At 41.4% G+C, this 18,596-nt stretch carries 17 protein-coding genes; 16 read left to right on the forward strand and 1 reads right to left on the reverse strand.

Annotated features, from left to right (window positions below; all coding sequences use genetic code 11):
- Window positions 1-54 precede the first annotated feature (54 nt).
- The gene (locus MK396_RS03535; RefSeq protein WP_049504694.1) at window positions 55-288 is read left to right on the forward strand and encodes a hypothetical protein; all 234 of its coding nucleotides are present in this window, start codon (window positions 55-57) and stop codon (window positions 286-288) included.
- A 41-nt stretch (window positions 289-329) separates the two neighbouring features.
- Here MK396_RS03535 and MK396_RS03540 read toward each other — a convergent pair whose 3' ends face one another.
- Complete coding sequence (locus MK396_RS03540) at window positions 330-1,055, reverse strand: 16S rRNA pseudouridine(516) synthase (protein WP_268723682.1); 726 nt, start codon at window positions 1,053-1,055, stop codon at window positions 330-332.
- A gap of 156 nt (window positions 1,056-1,211) precedes the next feature.
- Here MK396_RS03540 and typA point away from each other — a divergent pair, with 156 nt between their 5' ends.
- The 15 genes from typA to spxB all read left to right on the forward strand — a co-directional run bounded on the left by typA (window position 1,212) and on the right by spxB (window position 18,528).
- Window positions 1,212-3,053: a translational GTPase TypA gene (gene typA, locus MK396_RS03545; RefSeq protein ID WP_000164126.1), complete on the forward strand. Its 1,842-nt coding sequence runs from the start codon at window positions 1,212-1,214 to the stop codon at window positions 3,051-3,053.
- Window positions 3,054-3,072: 19 nt separating this feature from the next.
- On the forward strand, window positions 3,073-3,327 hold the full coding sequence (locus tag MK396_RS03550) for a DUF3165 family protein (RefSeq protein WP_000262663.1): 255 nt from the start codon (window positions 3,073-3,075) through the stop codon (window positions 3,325-3,327).
- A 197-nt stretch (window positions 3,328-3,524) separates the two neighbouring features.
- Complete coding sequence (locus MK396_RS03555; RefSeq protein WP_223326352.1) at window positions 3,525-3,827, forward strand: lactococcin 972 family bacteriocin; 303 nt, start codon at window positions 3,525-3,527, stop codon at window positions 3,825-3,827.
- 70 nt (window positions 3,828-3,897) lie between these two features.
- A complete protein-coding gene (locus tag MK396_RS03560; protein ID WP_223326354.1) occupies window positions 3,898-5,919 on the forward strand; it encodes a bacteriocin-associated integral membrane family protein in 2,022 nt (673 codons plus the stop codon).
- Between the two features lies 1 nt (window position 5,920).
- Window positions 5,921-6,562, forward strand: a complete 642-nt coding sequence (locus MK396_RS03565) for an ABC transporter ATP-binding protein (protein WP_000571283.1) — start codon at window positions 5,921-5,923, stop codon at window positions 6,560-6,562.
- Between the two features lie 103 nt (window positions 6,563-6,665).
- A complete protein-coding gene (gene murD / locus MK396_RS03570; protein ID WP_268713579.1) occupies window positions 6,666-8,018 on the forward strand; it encodes a UDP-N-acetylmuramoyl-L-alanine--D-glutamate ligase in 1,353 nt (450 codons plus the stop codon).
- Window position 8,019: 1 nt separating this feature from the next.
- Window positions 8,020-9,078 (forward strand): UDP-N-acetylglucosamine--N-acetylmuramyl-(pentapeptide) pyrophosphoryl-undecaprenol N-acetylglucosamine transferase, encoded by a 1,059-nt coding sequence (locus MK396_RS03575; protein ID WP_268723683.1) that lies wholly within the window; start codon window positions 8,020-8,022, stop codon window positions 9,076-9,078.
- 9 nt (window positions 9,079-9,087) lie between these two features.
- Window positions 9,088-10,239, forward strand: coding sequence for a cell division protein FtsQ/DivIB (locus MK396_RS03580; protein ID WP_268723684.1), 1,152 nt, complete (start codon window positions 9,088-9,090; stop codon window positions 10,237-10,239).
- Between the two features lie 246 nt (window positions 10,240-10,485).
- Window positions 10,486-11,181, forward strand: coding sequence for an orotidine-5'-phosphate decarboxylase (pyrF, locus tag MK396_RS03585; protein WP_268723685.1), 696 nt, complete (start codon window positions 10,486-10,488; stop codon window positions 11,179-11,181).
- Between the two features lie 39 nt (window positions 11,182-11,220).
- Window positions 11,221-11,853: an orotate phosphoribosyltransferase gene (pyrE, locus tag MK396_RS03590; protein WP_000170906.1), complete on the forward strand. Its 633-nt coding sequence runs from the start codon at window positions 11,221-11,223 to the stop codon at window positions 11,851-11,853.
- 243 nt (window positions 11,854-12,096) lie between these two features.
- Window positions 12,097-13,233, forward strand: coding sequence for an L-lactate oxidase (gene lctO / locus MK396_RS03595; RefSeq protein WP_000120743.1), 1,137 nt, complete (start codon window positions 12,097-12,099; stop codon window positions 13,231-13,233).
- A 162-nt stretch (window positions 13,234-13,395) separates the two neighbouring features.
- Window positions 13,396-13,791 (forward strand): CopY/TcrY family copper transport repressor, encoded by a 396-nt coding sequence (locus MK396_RS03600; RefSeq protein WP_049485389.1) that lies wholly within the window; start codon window positions 13,396-13,398, stop codon window positions 13,789-13,791.
- A 10-nt stretch (window positions 13,792-13,801) separates the two neighbouring features.
- Entirely contained in the window at window positions 13,802-14,173 is a 372-nt protein-coding gene (locus tag MK396_RS03605) for a cupredoxin domain-containing protein (RefSeq protein WP_000933323.1), read from the forward strand.
- A gap of 9 nt (window positions 14,174-14,182) precedes the next feature.
- Window positions 14,183-16,426, forward strand: a complete 2,244-nt coding sequence (locus MK396_RS03610; protein ID WP_268723686.1) for a heavy metal translocating P-type ATPase — start codon at window positions 14,183-14,185, stop codon at window positions 16,424-16,426.
- A 326-nt stretch (window positions 16,427-16,752) separates the two neighbouring features.
- Window positions 16,753-18,528: a pyruvate oxidase gene (spxB, locus tag MK396_RS03615; RefSeq protein ID WP_268723687.1), complete on the forward strand. Its 1,776-nt coding sequence runs from the start codon at window positions 16,753-16,755 to the stop codon at window positions 18,526-18,528.
- Window positions 18,529-18,596 lie beyond the last annotated feature (68 nt).

The raw sequence follows: 18,596 nt of genomic DNA on the forward strand, positions 1-18,596 counted from the left end.
TTGGTGTAAACTGATATATAGTTCCCTATATTAATTTTAAGGAGATTTTGTAATATGAATTCACAACAAAAGAAAAAACCTTCACTTATTTTAGGTATCTTATCTATCGTCCTTGGTTTGCTATCTCCAATAGTGGGTCTGATTTTAGGGATCATAGGATTGGTCTTGGCTTTTTCATACCAAAAAGAATCTGGACTGGACTATAAAACAGAAAAAATTCTCAACATCGTAGGACTTGTAGTTTCTGTTCTTAACTGGATTCTAGCAATCGCAATCTTTTTTAGATAAGCAAAAAACAAAAAAGCTTTAAATTTAAAGCTTTTTTTGTTTTATCCACTTTTCTCTAAGTATTTTTTAATCTTCTCTAATTCTCTTTGGTTTAAGAATCGGTATTGCCCTTCTACTAGTTCTGGGTCTAATGTAAAATCACCGAATTGGACGCGTTTTAGGGTAGTCACCTTGACACCAACTGATAGAAACATCTTCTTGACTTGATGAAATTTGCCTTCAGAGATAGTGATGGAGGCACGGCTCCCTGTTGGGCTTGCGGACAGAATGTCTAGTTTTGCAGGTTTACAAGTAGTCCCATCTAAAAAGACAATTCCCTCTTTGAATTTTTGGATATGTTCTGGTGTGAGCAGTCCGTTGACCATCACTTGATAGGATTTATCGACATGGTACTGGGGATGAAGAAGCTGAAAACCAAGAGGTCCGTTGTCTGTCAGAAGGAGCAGTCCCGTTGTATCGCGGTCTAATCTGCCGACAGCATAGAGCTGGTCAGACTGGATGTCAGGTGGCAGGAGCTCCATGACGGTTGGAAGTTTCTTATCCTTGCTAGCTGTAACGACTCCGTTTGGCTTATGAAGCATGAGGTAGTTGTGCTCGTAGCCTTGGATTTGTCGTCCTTGAAAGACTAATTTCTGTAATCCAGTGTCGACATTTTGAGCGAGTGAGCTGGCTGGACAATCATCTACTAGGATTTCTTTTTTTAATAAAGCCTGTTTCATAGCCTTGCGACTGACCTTTTCTTGGGCTAATAATCTATCTAAACGCATACCAGCTTATCTTATCATAAGTCTCTGACTTTGAAAAGAGTTGCCTTGACTAGAAAAGCAGAGTGAAAACATTTACACTTGGTTAGTCCGTGTTTTTTGGAAAAAACTGTGTTATAATTTTTAGTTGGAAATAAATAATAAGATTTAGAGGAAAAAATGACAAAATTAAGAGAAGATATCCGTAACGTAGCCATTATTGCCCACGTTGACCACGGGAAAACAACCCTCGTTGATGAATTATTGAAACAATCAGAAACGCTTGATGCACGTACTGAATTGGCAGAGCGCGCTATGGACTCAAACGATATTGAAAAAGAGCGTGGAATTACCATCCTTGCTAAAAATACAGCCGTTGCCTACAACGGAACTCGTATCAATATCATGGACACACCAGGACACGCGGACTTCGGTGGAGAGGTTGAGCGTATCATGAAAATGGTTGACGGTGTTGTCTTGGTCGTAGATGCCTACGAAGGAACCATGCCACAGACTCGTTTCGTATTGAAAAAAGCCTTGGAACAAGACCTTGTCCCAATCGTGGTTGTCAACAAAATCGATAAACCATCAGCTCGCCCAGCAGAAGTAGTGGACGAAGTCTTGGAACTCTTCATCGAGCTTGGCGCAGATGATGATCAGCTTGATTTCCCAGTTGTTTATGCTTCAGCTATCAACGGAACATCTTCCTTGTCAGATGATCCAGCTGACCAAGAAAAAACAATGGCGCCAATCTTTGACACCATCATCGACCATATCCCAGCCCCAGTAGACAACTCAGATGAGCCTTTGCAGTTCCAAGTGTCACTTTTGGACTACAACGACTTCGTAGGTCGTATCGGTATCGGTCGTGTCTTTCGTGGTAGTGTGAAAGTTGGGGACCAAGTTACCCTTTCTAAGCTAGATGGTACAACGAAGAACTTCCGTGTAACAAAACTCTTCGGTTTCTTTGGTTTGGAACGTCGTGAAATCCAAGAAGCCAAAGCAGGTGACTTGATTGCCGTATCCGGTATGGAAGATATCTTTGTTGGTGAAACTATTACTCCGACGGATGCCATTGAACCTCTTCCAATCCTACATATCGATGAACCAACCCTTCAAATGACCTTCTTGGTAAATAATTCACCATTTGCAGGTCGTGAAGGAAAATGGGTGACTTCTCGTAAGGTGGAAGAACGCTTGCAGGCAGAATTGCAAACAGACGTTTCCCTTCGTGTTGACCCAACGGATTCACCAGATAAATGGACTGTTTCAGGACGTGGAGAATTGCACTTGTCAATCCTGATTGAAACCATGCGCCGTGAGGGTTATGAACTTCAGGTATCTCGTCCAGAGGTTATTGTAAAAGAGATTGACGGCGTAAAATGTGAGCCATTTGAACGCGTGCAAATCGATACTCCTGAAGAATACCAAGGATCTGTTATCCAAAGCCTTTCTGAACGTAAGGGTGAAATGTTGGATATGATTTCAACTGGTAATGGTCAAACTCGTTTGGTCTTCCTTGTTCCAGCGCGTGGTTTGATCGGATACTCAACTGAGTTCTTGTCAATGACTCGTGGTTACGGTATCATGAACCATACCTTCGACCAATACTTGCCATTGATTCCGGGTGAAATTGGTGGACGTCACCGTGGTGCCCTCGTTTCCATCGATGCTGGTAAGGCAACAACTTACTCAATAATGTCTATCGAAGAACGTGGAACCATCTTTGTCAACCCAGGAACTGAGGTTTACGAAGGAATGATCATCGGTGAAAACTCTCGTGAAAACGACTTGACAGTTAACATCACTAAGGCCAAACAAATGACCAACGTCCGTTCAGCTACTAAGGACCAAACAGCAGTTATCAAGACACCTCGTATCTTGACCCTTGAAGAGTCTCTTGAGTTCTTGAACGACGATGAGTACATGGAAGTAACGCCTGAGTCAATCCGTTTGCGTAAGCAAATCCTCAATAAGGCAGAGCGCGAGAAAGCCAACAAAAAGAAAAAATCAGCTGAATAAGAGCTAGAAAGAGATAAAGATGGTCTATTTAATCATAGGGATACTCTTATTACTACTCTATGTATTTGCGACACCTCAAAGTATCAAAGGAACAGTCAACATCGTTATCTTGGTCTTTGTAGTTGTTGCACTCTTGATTTTGCTGATGTTGTCCATCTTGCAAATCTTCCAATTACCGACAGAATTCTTTGTCACAATCGCCATGCTGGCCCTAGCCTACTTTAGCTTGAGAGACATTACGCTCATGTCTGAAAAAAAGAGCAGAAGAAGATAAATAGAAAGAGAGCTTCGGCTCTTTTTTTTAGACTTAGACAGATAAAATTGTTAAAATATTTTTGTAAAATTTATTGACAAGCCATGATAAAAATGATACCATAAACGCAAAAAGAAATCGGTTTCAAAAAAGAGAGAGGAGGATTTATTTTGTTGCATTGTTGCTCAGGGTGTGCTTTTTTTGAAAGGAAAAATAAAATGAAAACGAAAAAACATAGATTACTCGCTCTAGCTCTTATTTCAAGCTTTACATTAATGGGAGCCGTATCAGCTGCTGTACAATATCCAGATGGAGGAGTATGGACATACGGAGAAGGCTCAGGAGGTGGTTGGGCTTTTTCAAATTACTATCATGGTAAAAAATATCATTATTCTTCTCTTGTAAGTAGATGGGATAGTCATTCAAATAAAGGAGAAGCAGTTGCAGGAAAAACTTCAGAGGCTTGGATTTGGACTGAATTTGGGGAACAAGTATCATTTTACTATGATTATGACGACTAATATTTAGTTTTCTTAGATAATTCCCTTTGTAAGAAATTACAAGGGGAATTTTGTTTATAAGGAGTCTACTATGAAGAAACTATTCATATTATTATCAACTTTTTTTCTCAGCTTCTTCCTTGCTTGGATTATTGTCTTACGTGCGCCACAATATTTATTTGCAAGCTATGATTCCGTTTCCTTACTTCGTGTCAAAAAAGATACTCAGGAACCGACGCGTGAGGTATTTGAAAAGGAATTAGAGAATTTTGTAAACTCAGAACAGAGTTTAATAGCTAGAAGAATCGTAGAGCCGAGTAAGGATGGGACGACTCACTTTACTTATGCAACTTATGGTCAGGGAACTTTACCAAAAGAATTCCAAGAAGCTAGCCAAGAAAGTCGTGAACGTAGTGATCCGCTAAATAGTTATCTCCTTTTGTCAGGCTCCTTGACGAAAGAAAAGCTTGCCGATAAATTAGGAGATTTGGGTTATAAAGCAATTCCTGACCGAAAGACACCGCCCTATTCTCTTGCTTTTAGAATGTTACTAATTCCCCTTATTTTAATTAGTTTAGCAATATTTGGCTTATCTTTCTTTGCTCTAGTGATTATCACTCGGATTAAGGAAATGAGAGCTGCAGGTATAAAACTCTTTTCTGGTCAGACTCTCTTATCCATCATGGGGCATTCTTTATCTACTGATATCAAATGGCTCCTTCTATCAGCCCTCCTTTCCTTCCTAGGTGGGGGAGTCGTTCTTTTTAGTCAAGGTTTGTTTTATCCTATCTTGTTAGCCACCTATGGTTTTGGGATTAGTTTCTATCTGTTGTTTTTATTGGGGATTTCAATTTTACTAATGCTCCTTTATCTAATGAGTTTGAGTTATAAAGCATTAGTTCCCGTTATTAAGGGAAGATTACCCCTTAAACGCCTGATGGCTTTAACCCTATTGTGTCAGTTAGTAGCTGTTTTTACAGTAGGCTACGCTGTTAAGACAGGTTTGACGTCTTATCAACGATTGAAAGAACTTGAAATTTCAAAACAAGCATGGCAGGACAGAGCAGACTATTACCAGATTTTCTTTGGCTTAGGTGATAGAGTAAAAGATACAGAAAATCAGAATAAGTGGTATGCCTTTGCCAAGGAAGCAATAGAAGAAGAACAGGCTCTATTTGTAAAAGATAATCTCATTCATTTTGCAAATCCTCAAGGAAAAAATGAACAGGGAGAGACACTGGATACCTATAGTCCAGATGCTAATGTTCTCTATGTCAGTCCAAGTTATTTGGACAAGGAAAATGTATCTGTAAATGGTGAGACTAGACAGAAACTAGCCCATCTCCAAAAAGGGGAATTTGGACTCTTATTACCAGAATCTCTTCGTTCACAGGAAGCAGAACTTAAGAAAGCTTTTGAAGAAAGATTGAGTGATTATGGAAAATCTGGTGAGGAGGCAAGTGCTCCTTTAGAGTATGAAATGAGAGCGATTGTTAGTTATCTTCCAACTGGAGAAAAGCGGTTTGTTTATAATAACGGTGAGAATCCCGTATCCACTCAGTATTTGACTGATCCGATTTTAGTTGTATTTACTCCAACATCTATAGGTGATAGTATCATTTCCAAATCTAGTTGGTCTATCAATGCTGGTAAGAATATCTTTGTCAAAGGATATGAAGATGGGATTAAACTCTTGAAAAATGCAGGAATTTATGAGCAAGTATCCTATCTTAAAGAAGGAAGAAGTGTTTATCTAACTCGTTATAATGAAGTTCAAACTGAAACAGCAACTTTAATCTTAGGAGCTATTGTGGGGATAGCTAGTTCCTTGTTACTCTTTTATTCTGTCAATCTTCTATATTTCGAGCAATTCCGTCGAGATATCTTGATTAAACGAATTTCAGGTTTACGATTTTTTGAAACACATGCTCAGTATATGGTTAGCCAATTTGCCAGTTTTGTATTTGGTGCTAGTTTCTTTATTTTAAGCAGTCGAGACTTGGTGATTGGCTTGCTCACTTTATTAGTCTTTCTAGCTAGTGCAGTTTTGACGCTTTACCGTCAAGCTCATAAAGAATCTCGTGTTTCTATGACAATTATGAAAGGAAAATAGGATGATTGAACTAAAGAATATATCTAAAAAATTTGGAAGCCGTCAGCTATTTTCAGATACGAATCTTCATTTTGAAGGTGGGAAAATTTATGCCTTAATTGGTACAAGTGGCTGTGGTAAGACAACACTCTTGAATATGATTGGACGATTAGAGCCATATGACAAAGGGCAAATCATCTATGATGGCACCTCTCTTAAGGACATCAAGCCCTCTGTTTTCTTTAGAGATTACTTAGGATACTTATTTCAAGATTTTGGCTTAATTGAAAGCCAAACCGTCAAAGAGAATCTCAATCTGGGTTTAGTTGGCAAAAAGTTGAAGGAAAAAGAGAAAATCTCTTTGATGAAACAAGCTCTAAACCGTGTTAACCTCTCTTATTTAGATTTAAAGCAACCTATCTTTGAATTATCAGGAGGAGAAGCACAACGTGTTGCACTAGCGAAGATAATTTTAAAGGATCCACCTTTGATTCTCGCAGATGAACCAACCGCTTCACTAGACCCCAAAAACTCTGAGGAATTACTTTCTATCCTAGAATCTTTAAAAAATCCGAATCGAACGATTATTATTGCGACCCACAATCCTCTGATTTGGGAACAAGTGGACCAAGTTATTCGAGTTACCGATTTATCTCATCGATGATAAGAGAACATTAAGTTAGAAGAAAGAGTCACAAATACACTTTGTGGCTTTTTTATTTTCATAAAAATGGTAAAATAGTAGGAGTAGAAATGGAGTTTGAGACATGAAAGTAATCAATCAGTTTAAAAATAAGAAAGTACTTGTTTTAGGTTTGGCTAAGTCTGGTGAGTCTGCGGCCCGTTTGCTAGACAAGCTAGGTGCCATTGTGACAGTAAATGACGGCAAGCCTTTTGAGGAAAATCCTGCTGCGCAAAGTTTGCTAGAAGAGGGAATCAAGGTTGTCACTGGTGGGCATCCTTTGGAATTGTTGGATGAAGATTTCGCTCTGATGGTGAAAAATCCAGGCATCCCGTATAGCAATCCGATGATTGAGAAGGCTCTGGCAAAGGGGATTCCGGTCTTGACTGAGGTGGAATTGGCTTATTTGATCTCAGAAGCGCCAATTATCGGTATCACTGGTTCAAATGGGAAAACAACCACAACGACGATGATTGGGGAAGTTTTGACTGCTGCTGGTCAACGCGGTCTCTTGTCAGGGAATATCGGCTATCCTGCTAGTCAAGTGGCTCAAACTGCAACAGCCAAGGACACACTTGTCATGGAACTTTCTTCTTTCCAACTGATGGGTGTTCAAGAATTTCATCCTGAGATTGCGGTTATTACCAACCTCATGCCCACTCATATCGACTACCATGGTTCTTTTGAGTCCTATGTAGCAGCTAAGTGGAATATCCAAAATAATATGACAGCAGCTGATTTCCTTGTCTTGAACTTTAACCAAGACTTGGCAAAAGAATTGGCTACTAAAACACAAGCCACTGTTGTACCATTTTCAACAAAGGAAAAGGTTGATGGAGCTTATCTTGAAGATAGTCAACTCTACTTCCGTGGGGAAGTGGTCATGGCAGCTGATGAAATCGGAGTTCCAGGTAGCCACAATGTGGAAAATGCCCTTGCGACCATTGCAGTAGCCAAGCTCCGTGGTGTAGACAACCAAACCATCAAGGAAACTCTTTCATCCTTTGGTGGTGTCAAACACCGTCTCCAATTTGTGGATGAAATCAAGGGGGTCAAATTCTATAATGATAGCAAGTCAACCAATATCTTAGCCACTCAAAAAGCCTTGTCAGGATTTGACAATAGTAAGGTCATTTTGATTGCAGGTGGTTTGGACCGTGGCAATGAGTTTGACGAATTGGTACCAGATATCACAGGGCTCAAGAAGATGGTCATCCTTGGTCAATCTGCTGAGCGTGTCAAACGGGCAGCGGATAAGGCTAGTGTGGCTTATGTGGATGCCACTGATATTGCAGATGCGACCCGCAAGGCCTATGAGCTTGCGACTCAAGGAGATGTAGTCCTTCTCAGTCCTGCAAATGCTAGCTGGGATATGTATGCTAACTTTGAAGTACGTGGCGACCTCTTTATCGACACAGTAGCGGAGTTAAAGGAATAATATGAAAAAAATTGTCTTTACAGGTGGGGGGACGGTTGGACATGTCACCCTCAATCTTTTGTTAATGCCTAAGTTCATCGAAGACGGCTGGGAAGTTCACTATATTGGTGATAAACACGGAATCGAACACCAAGAAATCCTCAAGTCAGGCTTGAATGTGACCTTCCACTCCATTGCGACTGGGAAGTTGCGTCGCTATTTTTCTTGGCAAAATATGCTGGATGTCTTCAAAGTTGGTTGGGGAATTGTCCAATCCCTCTTTATCATGTTACGACTGCGTCCACAGGCTCTTTTTTCTAAGGGAGGATTTGTGTCTGTACCACCGGTTATCGCAGCGCGTGTGTCAGGAGTACCTGTCTTTATTCACGAATCGGACCTGTCTATGGGCTTGGCCAATAAAATTGCCTATAAATTTGCGACCAAGATGTATTCAACATTTGAGCAACCTGCTAGTCTTGCAAAAGTCGAGCATGTGGGGGCAGTAACCAAGGTTTCAGACCAAAAAACTCCTGAAACAGATGAATTGGTGGATATCCAAACACACTTTGCTCCTAAATTGCCAACCGTATTATTTGTTGGTGGTTCTGCAGGAGCTCGTGTATTTAATCAATTGGTGACAAATCATAAGCAAGAACTGACAGAGCGCTACAATATTATCAATCTCACTGGTGATCCAAGCCTCAATGAGTTGAGTCAAAATCTTTTTCGTGTTGACTATGTGACCAATCTCTATCAACCCTTGATGGAGATGGCAGATGTGGTGGTGACGCGTGGTGGTGCCAATACGATTTTTGAGCTCTTGGCCATGGCTAAACTCCATCTCATCGTACCATTAGGGTGTGAAGCAAGTCGAGGAGACCAGATTGAAAATGCAGCCTACTTTGTTAAGAAAGGCTATGCAGAAGAACTTCAAGAAAGTGACTTGACCTTGGAAAGCTTGGAGGAGAAAGTCAGTCACCTGCTTAGTCACAAGGATCAGTACCAAGCTAACATGAAGGCATCAACTGAATTGAAATCTCTTGCGGATTTTTACGATCTATTAAGAAAAGACCTATCATAAGGAATATCAATGTCAAAGGATAAGAACAAAGAATCAAACCAGAAGCAAGAATTGTCTGAATGGCAGAAACGAAACCAGGAATACCTGAAGAAGAAGGCTGAGGAAGAAGCTGCCCTAGCTGAGGAGAAGGAAAAGGAAAAACAAGCTCGAATGGGGAAAAACTCTAAGTCCTTAGAGGAAAGTAAGAAGTCATCAAGTGATTCCGACCAGAACGAAACTGTTCCAGACGAAGAATCATCCGAAAAAGAAGAAAAATCTAAAAAAGATGATCCTAAAGTCAAAGAAGAAAAAGAGAAGAAAAAAGAAGAACCAGGGAAACCAGCCAAGCCTAAAATTGCGCCTGTTCATATTTGGCGAGCTATGAGTATCTTGGTACCCAGTGTCCTAGTCCTCCTTTTTTCAGTCTATCTGTTGACTCCGCTGTCGACCATCAAAAATATCGAGGTTAAGGGAAATAGTAACACGCAGGCGGATGACATCAAACAGGCTTCTGGAATTCAAGATAGTGACTATACTTTAGCTCTATTGTTGGATAAGGAAACATACGCTGAGCGAATCAAGTCCAACCATTGGATAGAATCAGCGAAGATTGACTATCAATTTCCGACTAACTTTACGATTGAGGTTAAGGAATTTGATATTGTTGGTTATTATGTGTCTGGTGAAGAATATTATCCAATTCTTTCTAGTGGGACGGTTGAGTCAACTCCTGTAAATCGCTTAAACTTGCCTGAGACTTATCTGACAGTTACCTTTAATGACGAGCAGCAGGTGAAAGAACTGATCACAGGATTATCTACCATCAGTGAGGATATCAAGAGTCAAATCCAGAAAATCGAATTAGCGCCAAGCAAGGCAACAGCAGATCTTTTAAAAATTACTATGCTGGACACAGATGAGATTTTGGTTCCCTTGTCAGAATTGAGCAAGAAATTGCCTTATTACAGCAAAATCAAGCCCCAATTGACAGAACCGAGTGTAGTTGATATGGAGGCTGGAGCGTACAGCTATACCATAGCGGATAAGCTAATAGAAGAAGCAGAAGAAAAAGCCAAACAAGAGGCTAAGGAAGCTGAGAAGAAAAAACAGGAAGAAGAAAAGAAAAAACAAGAAGAACAGGGAAATCAAAGTCAAACGAGCCAGCAGTCACAGAGTCGTTAGACTAACTTTTTCTCTTGATTTTTGAATGGTATAGAAGTCCAGTTTCAAGTTTTTGCTTGACAAGTCCTACTATAAATAATAGAATAGAAAAAAACCTTTAAAGCAGTCCAGAGAGGCAGCTAAGGTTAGACGGTGAAAGGGTGGAGACTACCCATTTTTCGTGGAACCTTGCTGTTGGCAGGTTCCTTTTTTCGTGGTTTATTTTTGACCGTACTCTCTTGCTCGCAAAGGTAAAAGGAGAAAGGTATGCGTGAATATCGTCCAGTTATTGCTCTTGATTTTCCTAGTTTTGAGGCGGTCAAGGAATTTTTATCTCTTTTCCCAGCAGAAGAAAGTCTTTATCTAAAAGTGGGGATGGAGCTTTATTATGCGGAAGGTCCAGAAGTTGTCCGTTATTTGAAGTCACTGGGTCATAGTGTCTTTCTGGATCTCAAGCTACATGACATTCCAAATACAGTCAAATCTGCCATGAAGGTCTTATCTCGGCTTGGTGTAGACATGACCAATGTTCATGCTGCTGGTGGTGTGGAGATGATGAGGGCTGCGCGTGAAGGTCTTGGGACACAAGCCAAATTGATCGCTGTGACCCAGCTTACATCAACGTCGGAAAGCCAGATGCAGGATTTTCAAAATATCCAAACCAGCTTGCAAGAGTCTGTGATTCACTATGCTAAGAAGACAGCTGAAGCGGGATTGGATGGTGTCGTTTGCTCGGCTCAGGAAGTGCAACTCATCAAGCAGGCCACCAATCCAGATTTTATCTGTCTGACACCAGGAATTCGTCCGGCAGGAGCTGCGGTTGGAGACCAAAAACGTGTCATGACACCAGCGGATGCCTATCAAATCGGTAGTGACTATATCGTAGTAGGACGTCCGATTACCCAAGCTGAGGATCCTGTTGCAGCTTATCATGCTATTAAGGATGAATGGAACCAAGACTGAAATTAAAGAAATAGATTATAAAAATAAAAGGAGAATACTATGACACTTGCTAAAGATATCGCTAGCCACCTCTTGAAAATCCAAGCCGTTTACCTCAAACCAGAGGAGCCTTTCACTTGGGCATCTGGAATCAAATCGCCGATTTATACTGACAACCGTGTGACGCTTGCCTATCCAGAAACTCGTACCTTGATTGAAAATGGTTTTGTGGAAGCTATTAAAGCAGAATTTCCAGAAGTAGAAGTGATTGCAGGAACTGCGACAGCAGGAATTCCACACGGAGCTATCATCGCTGACAAGATGAACTTGCCTTTTGCTTACATCCGCAGCAAACCAAAAGACCACGGTGCAGGAAACCAAATCGAAGGCCGTGTAGCTCAGGGGCAAAAGATGGTTGTTGTTGAAGACCTCATTTCAACGGGTGGGTCTGTTCTTGAAGCCGTAGCAGCTGCTAAACGCGAAGGAGCCGATGTTCTTGGTGTCGTAGCGATTTTCAGCTACCAATTACCAAAAGCAGATAAGAACTTTGCGGATGCTGGAGTCAAATTGGTGACACTATCTAACTACAGCGAGCTCATTCACCTAGCCCAAGAAGAAGGTTACATCACACCAGAAGGACTCGCTCTTCTAAAACGCTTTAAAGAAGACCAAGAAAATTGGCAAAATGCCTAAAACATAAAAAATCAGGTAGTCACTAGGATTATCTGATTTTTTATATGTGGGAAATAAAACAAAGCTCCCTAAAGGTAAAGAAGAATATAGGATAATGATAGAATGAGAGTCCTCTCTTTTTTGGGGCATATTCAGATAATCAGTTTGAAATTTCCAGACAAATTTTTTGAAAGGATTCTGAAAAAGAGGTATGATAGTTAATGTAAGACAAAGTAAACGCTTACTTAACAAGGAGGACACTTTATGTCATATAAAACAAGCAATGCAGAAGGACCTGTAGATTTTATTAACACTTATGATTTGGAGCCAATGGCGCAACAAGTTATTCCTAAAGCTGCCTTTGGTTATATCGCTAGTGGAGCAGAGGATACTTTCACTTTACGCGAGAACATCCGTGCCTTTAACCACAAACTCATCGTTCCACATACGCTTTGTGATGTTGAAAATCCAAGTACAGAGATTGAATTTGCAGGTGAAAAATTGTCTTCACCAATCATTATGGCGCCTGTTGCGGCTCATAAATTGGCAAATGAACAGGGTGAAGTGGCTACTGCGCGTGGTGTGCATGAGTTTGGGTCCCTCTATACAACTAGCTCTTACTCTACTGTAGATCTTCCAGAAATTACAGAAGCCCTTCAAGGGACACCTCACTGGTTCCAATTTTATTTTAGTAAGGATGACGGTATCAACCGTCATATCATGGACCGTGTGAAGGCTGAAGGTTATAAAGCGATTGTCTTGACGGCGGATGCAACTGTAGGGGGCAATCGTGAGGTCGACAAGCGCAATGGTTTTGTCTTCCCCGTTGGTATGCCAATTGTTGAGGAATACCTGCCAGAAGGTGCTGGAAAATCAATGGACTTTGTTTACAAATCAGCTAAACAACGCTTGTCTCCACGTGATGTAGAATTTATCGCTACATACTCAGGACTTCCTGTTTATGTCAAGGGCCCACAATGCCGTGAGGACGTTGAACGCTCTCTTGCCGCAGGTGCTTCTGGTATCTGGGTAACCAACCACGGTGGCCGCCAAATCGACGGTGGACCAGCATCCTTTGACTCACTTCAGGAAGTCGCTGAAGCAGTTGATAAACGTGTTCCAATTGTCTTTGACTCTGGTGTTCGTCGCGGTCAGCACGTCTTTAAAGCCTTGGCTTCAGGAGCAGACTTGGTAGCTATTGGTCGCCCTGTTATCTATGGTTTGGCCCTTGGTGGTAGTGTTGGTGTGCGCCAAGTCTTTGAGCACTTAAATGCAGAATTGAAGACAGTCATGCAGTTATCTGGAACTCAGACTATTGAAGATGTCAAACACTTCAAACTCCGTCACAACCCATACAACCCAACCTTCCCAGTTGACCCTCGTGACTTGAAATTGTATTAGTAAAGAAGATGGCCTCCACCTGATGTGGAGGTTTTTAATGTTTTGGAATGTGTTTAACATTTCTAGTGTTATATAAAAATCAATTTTTATAGTTGACAAATGTAGATTTTCGGAGTATACTAATAACTGTAATCGACAAATGTAGATTTAGGAGGTGTGATTATGCAGATTTCAGATGCAGAATGGCAGGTCATGAAGATTATTTGGATGCAAGGAGAGCAGACCAGTACGGATTTGATCAGGGTTCTGGCGGAGCGGTTCGACTGGTCCAAGTCGACCATTCAAACTCTTTTGGCTCGTTTGGTTGAGAAAGAGTGTCTGACAAGGAAAAAAGAAGGCAAGTTCTTTGTCTATTCAGCCCTTTTAACTTTGGACCAAAGTCGGGATTTACTTGTCCAAGATATCAAGGACAAGGTTTGTTCTCGTAGGATTAAGAACTTGTTGGCTGATTTGATTGCTGAATGTGATTTTACTCTGGCTGACTTGGAAGGCTTGGAAGAAGTGATTTCTAAGAAGAAATCAAGCGCTGTAACAGAAGTAAGATGTAATTGTATGTAAAGGAGACGCTATGTTAAATCTATTTGTATCTATTGTTGTTTTAGGAATGATTGCTTTTATCCTCTTTTGGTTTTTCAAAAAACCGCAAGAAGATGCTAAGAGAGCTCAGCAAAAGAATGGCTATCAAGAAATTCGAGTGGAGGTCATGGGAGGATATACTCCAGAAACCATTATCCTCAAAAAATCGCAACCTGCTCGCATTATTTTTGATCGAAAAGATCCTTCACCTTGCTTGGATCAGATTGTTTTCCCAGATTTTGGAGTGCATGCGGACTTGCCTATGGGTGAAGAGTATGTAGTGGAAATCACACCTGAACAGGCTGGAGAGTATGGTTTCTCTTGTGGCATGAATATGATGCACGGTAAGATGATTGTAGAATAGGAGAATGATATGACTGAAATTGTAAAAGCAAGTCTTGAAAATGGTGTTCAAAAAATCCGTATCACGGCAGACAAAGGCTACCATCCAGCCCATATCCAGCTTCAAAAAGGAATTCCAGCTGAGATAACTTTTCATCGTGCAACTCCTTCAAACTGTTACAAGGAGATTCTTTTTGAAGAAGAAGGCATCTTGGAACCAATCGGCGTAGATGAAGAGAAGACAATTCGTTTTACACCTCAAGAGTTGGGTGAGCATGAATTTTCATGTGGCATGAAGATGCAAAAGGGAAGCTATACCGTAGTTGAGAAGGATCGAAAATCTTTGTCACTTTTACAGCGTTTTTGGATTACTAGTATCTTTACTGTGCCTCTTGTGATTCTCATGATTGGGATGTTGACAGGGACTATTAGTCATCCAGTCATGCATTGGGGTACCTTTTTAGCTACAACACCTATCATGCTGGTAGCAGGTGGTCCTTATATTCAGAGCGCTTGGGCCAGCTTTAAAAAACACAATGCCAACATGGATACCTTGGTGGCACTGGGAACTCTAGTGGCCTATCTCTATAGTCTAGTTGCCCTCTTCGCTGGGCTACCAGTTTACTTTGAAAGTGCTGGATTTATCCTCTTCTTCGTTCTTTTGGGGGCGGTTTTTGAGGAGAAAATGCGGAAAAATACTTCCCAAGCTGTGGAGAAATTACTTGATTTGCAAGCTAAAACAGCAGAAGTCTTGCGAGATGATTGCTATGTTCAAATTCCCTTGGAGCAAGTCAAGGTAGGTGACCTGATTCGAGTGCGTCCCGGTGAAAAGATTGCGGTTGATGGGGTTGTAGTCGAAGGTGTCTCCAGTATTGACGAATCCATGGTTACTGGTGAGAGTCTGCCTGTGGACAAGACAGTTGGAGATCCCGTTATTGGCTCAACCATTAATAATAGTGGAACACTTGTTTTTAGGGCAGAAAAAGTTGGTTCAGAGACAGTTTTGGCTCAGATTGTGGACTTTGTGAAGAAAGCCCAGACCAGCCGAGCACCAATTCAGGATTTGACGGATAAGATTTCAGGGATTTTTGTACCAGCGGTTGTCATTTTAGGGATTGTGACCTTTTGGGTATGGTTTGTCTTGCTCAGGGATAGTGTAGTCGTGCTTGGAGCGAGTTTTGTCTCTTCTCTTCTCTATGGAGTGGCTGTTTTGATTATCGCCTGCCCTTGTGCCTTGGGTCTTGCAACACCGACAGCTCTTATGGTGGGGACAGGTCGCAGTGCCAAGATGGGGGTTCTTCTCAAAAATGGAACGGTTCTACAGGAAATCCAGAAAGTTCAAACTATTGTCTTTGATAAGACCGGGACTTTGACGGAAGGGAAACCTGTGGTAACAGATATCATCGGCGACGAAGTAGAAGTGCTTGGATTGGCAGCCTCCTTGGAAGAAGCTTCCCAACACCCACTGGCTGAGGCCATTGTCAAGCGAGCGAGTGAAGCTGGACTTGAGATTCAAACTGTGGAAAATTTCCAAGCCTTGCACGGAAAAGGTGTTTCAGGGCAAATCAATGGAAAACAAGTTCTGCTTGGAAATGCCAAAATGCTAAATGGAATGGATATTTCTAGTGCTTATCAGGAAAAACTTGAAGAACTGGAAAAAGAAGCTAAGACAGTTGTGTACTTGGCTGTTGACAATGAAATCAAAGGCTTGCTTGCCTTGCAAGATATTCCCAAGGGAAATGCCAAGCTTGCCATCAGTCAGTTGAAAAAACGAGGTCTTAAAACAGTCATGCTGACAGGAGACAATGCAGGTGTGGCGCGTGCGATTGCAGACCAGATTGGAATCGAAGAGGTCATTGCAGGTGTCTTGCCAGAAGAAAAAGCCCATGAAATCCATCAACTACAACAGGCTGGTAAAGTAGCCTTTGTTGGTGATGGTATCAATGACGCTCCTGCCCTTAGTGTAGCAGATGTGGGAATTGCTATGGGAGCTGGAACAGATATCGCCATCGAGTCAGCAGATTTGGTGTTGACAACCAATAACCTCCTAGGCGTGGTGCGTGCCTTCGACATGAGTAAGAAAACTTTTAATCGTATTCTGCTCAATCTTTTCTGGGCCTTTATCTACAATGTCGTCGGAATTCCGATTGCAGCAGGAGTCTTTTCGGGTGTTGGACTGGCCCTCAACCCAGAACTGGCTGGTCTAGCCATGGCCTTTAGTTCTGTATCTGTTTTGACCAGTTCACTCATGCTAAACTTTAGTAAAATAGACTAAAAGCGAGCTTGCTCGCTTTTTATACTCTTCGAAAATCTCTTCAAACCACGTCAGCTTTATCTGTAACCTCAAAGCAGTGCTTTGGGCAACCTGTGGCTAGCTTCCTAGTTTGCTCTTTGATTTTCATTGAGTATTATTATAAAACAGATTCTAAAAACGTTTTTAAACTGTACTGTAATAGAGAATAAAAACTTCTGAGCAGATTCTTAGTAAAGTCAAAATAAATGTGATAAATTAGTAGAGTAAAAATTTGCTGAAACGTTTCCAATTAATATATGAAAACGGATTTATCAAGTTTTAAAAATATTTGAAGGAGAGTTATCATTATGACTCAAGGGAAAATTACTGCATCTGCAGCAATGCTCAACGTATTGAAAACATGGGGCGTAGACACAATCTACGGTATCCCATCAGGAACACTCAGCTCATTGATGGACGCTTTGGCTGAAGACAAAGATATCCGCTTCTTGCAAGTTCGCCACGAAGAAACAGGTGCTCTTGCAGCGGTCATGCAAGCTAAATTTGGCGGCTCAATCGGGGTTGCAGTTGGCTCAGGTGGTCCAGGTGCGACTCACTTGATTAACGGTGTTTACGATGCAGCTATGGATAACACTCCATTCCTTGCTATCCTTGGATCACGTCCAGTTAACGAACTCAACATGGATGCCTTCCAAGAATTGAACCAAAACCCAATGTACAACGGTATCGCTGTCTACAACAAACGTGTCGCTTACGCTGAGCAATTGCCAAAAGTAATCGATGAAGCTTGCCGTGCTGCAGTTTCTAAAAAAGGTCCAGCTGTTGTTGAAATCCCAGTAAACTTTGGCTTCCAAGAAATCGACGAAAACTCTTACTACGGTTCAGGTTCATACGAACGTTCATTCATCGCTCCTGCTTTGAACGAAGTTGAAATCGACAAAGCTGTTGAAATCTTGAACAGTGCTGAACGTCCAGTTATCTATGCTGGTTACGGTGGTGTTAAAGCTGGTGAAGTGATTACTGAATTGTCACGTAAAATCAAAGCACCAATCATCACAACTGGTAAAAACTTTGAAGCTTTTGAATGGAACTACGAAGGTTTGACAGGTTCTGCTTACCGTGTTGGTTGGAAACCAGCCAACGAAGTGGTCTTTGAAGCAGACACAGTTCTTTTCCTTGGTTCAAACTTCCCATTTGCTGAAGTTTACGAAGCCTTCAAGAACACTGAAAAATTCATCCAAGTCGATATCGACCCTTACAAACTTGGTAAACGTCATGCCCTTGACGCTTCTATCCTTGGTGATGCAGGTCAAGCAGCGAAAGCAATCCTTGATAAAGTAAACCCAGTAGAATCTACTCCATGGTGGCGTGCAAACGTGAAGAACAACCAAAACTGGCGTGATTACATGAACAAACTCGAAGGTAAAACTGAGGGTGAATTGCAATTGTACCAAGTTTACAATGCAATCAACAAACATGCTGATCAAGACGCTATCTACTCAATCGACGTAGGTGACACTACTCAAACATCTACTCGTCACCTTCACATGACACCTAAGAACATGTGGCGTACATCTCCACTCTTTGCGACAATGGGTATTGCCCTTCCTGGTGGTATCGCTGCTAAGAAAGACAATCCAGATCGCCAAGTATGGAACATCATGGGTGACGGTGCATTCAACATGTGCTACCCAGACGTGATCACAAACGTTCAATACGACCTTCCAGTTATCAACGTTGTCTTCTCAAATGGTAAATATGCCTTCATCAAGGACAAATACGAAGACACAAACAAACACTTGTTTGGTTGTGACTTCCCTAATGCTGACTATGCGAAAATCGCTGAAGCTCAAGGAGCTGTTGGATTTACAGTTGACCGTATCGAAGACATCGATGCAGTTGTTGCAGAAGCTGTTAAATTGAACAAAGAAGGTAAAACTGTTGTTATCGATGCTCACATCACGCAACACCGTCCACTTCCAGTAGAAGTACTTGAATTGGATCCAAAACTTCACTCAGAAGAAGCAATCAAAGCCTTCAAGGAAAAATACGAAGCAGAAGAGCTCGTACCATTCCGTCTCTTCTTGGAAGAAGAAGGATTGCAATCACGCGCAATCAAATAATTCCTCTCGTCGAAAATCAAATGTAAACTTTGTAGACTTTATTCTTTGATTTTCATAGAGCGGAACTT

The sequence above is a fragment of the Streptococcus oralis genome (genome assembly GCF_026782235.1).
GTDB classification, from domain to species: Bacteria; Bacillota; Bacilli; order Lactobacillales; family Streptococcaceae; genus Streptococcus; species Streptococcus oralis_CC.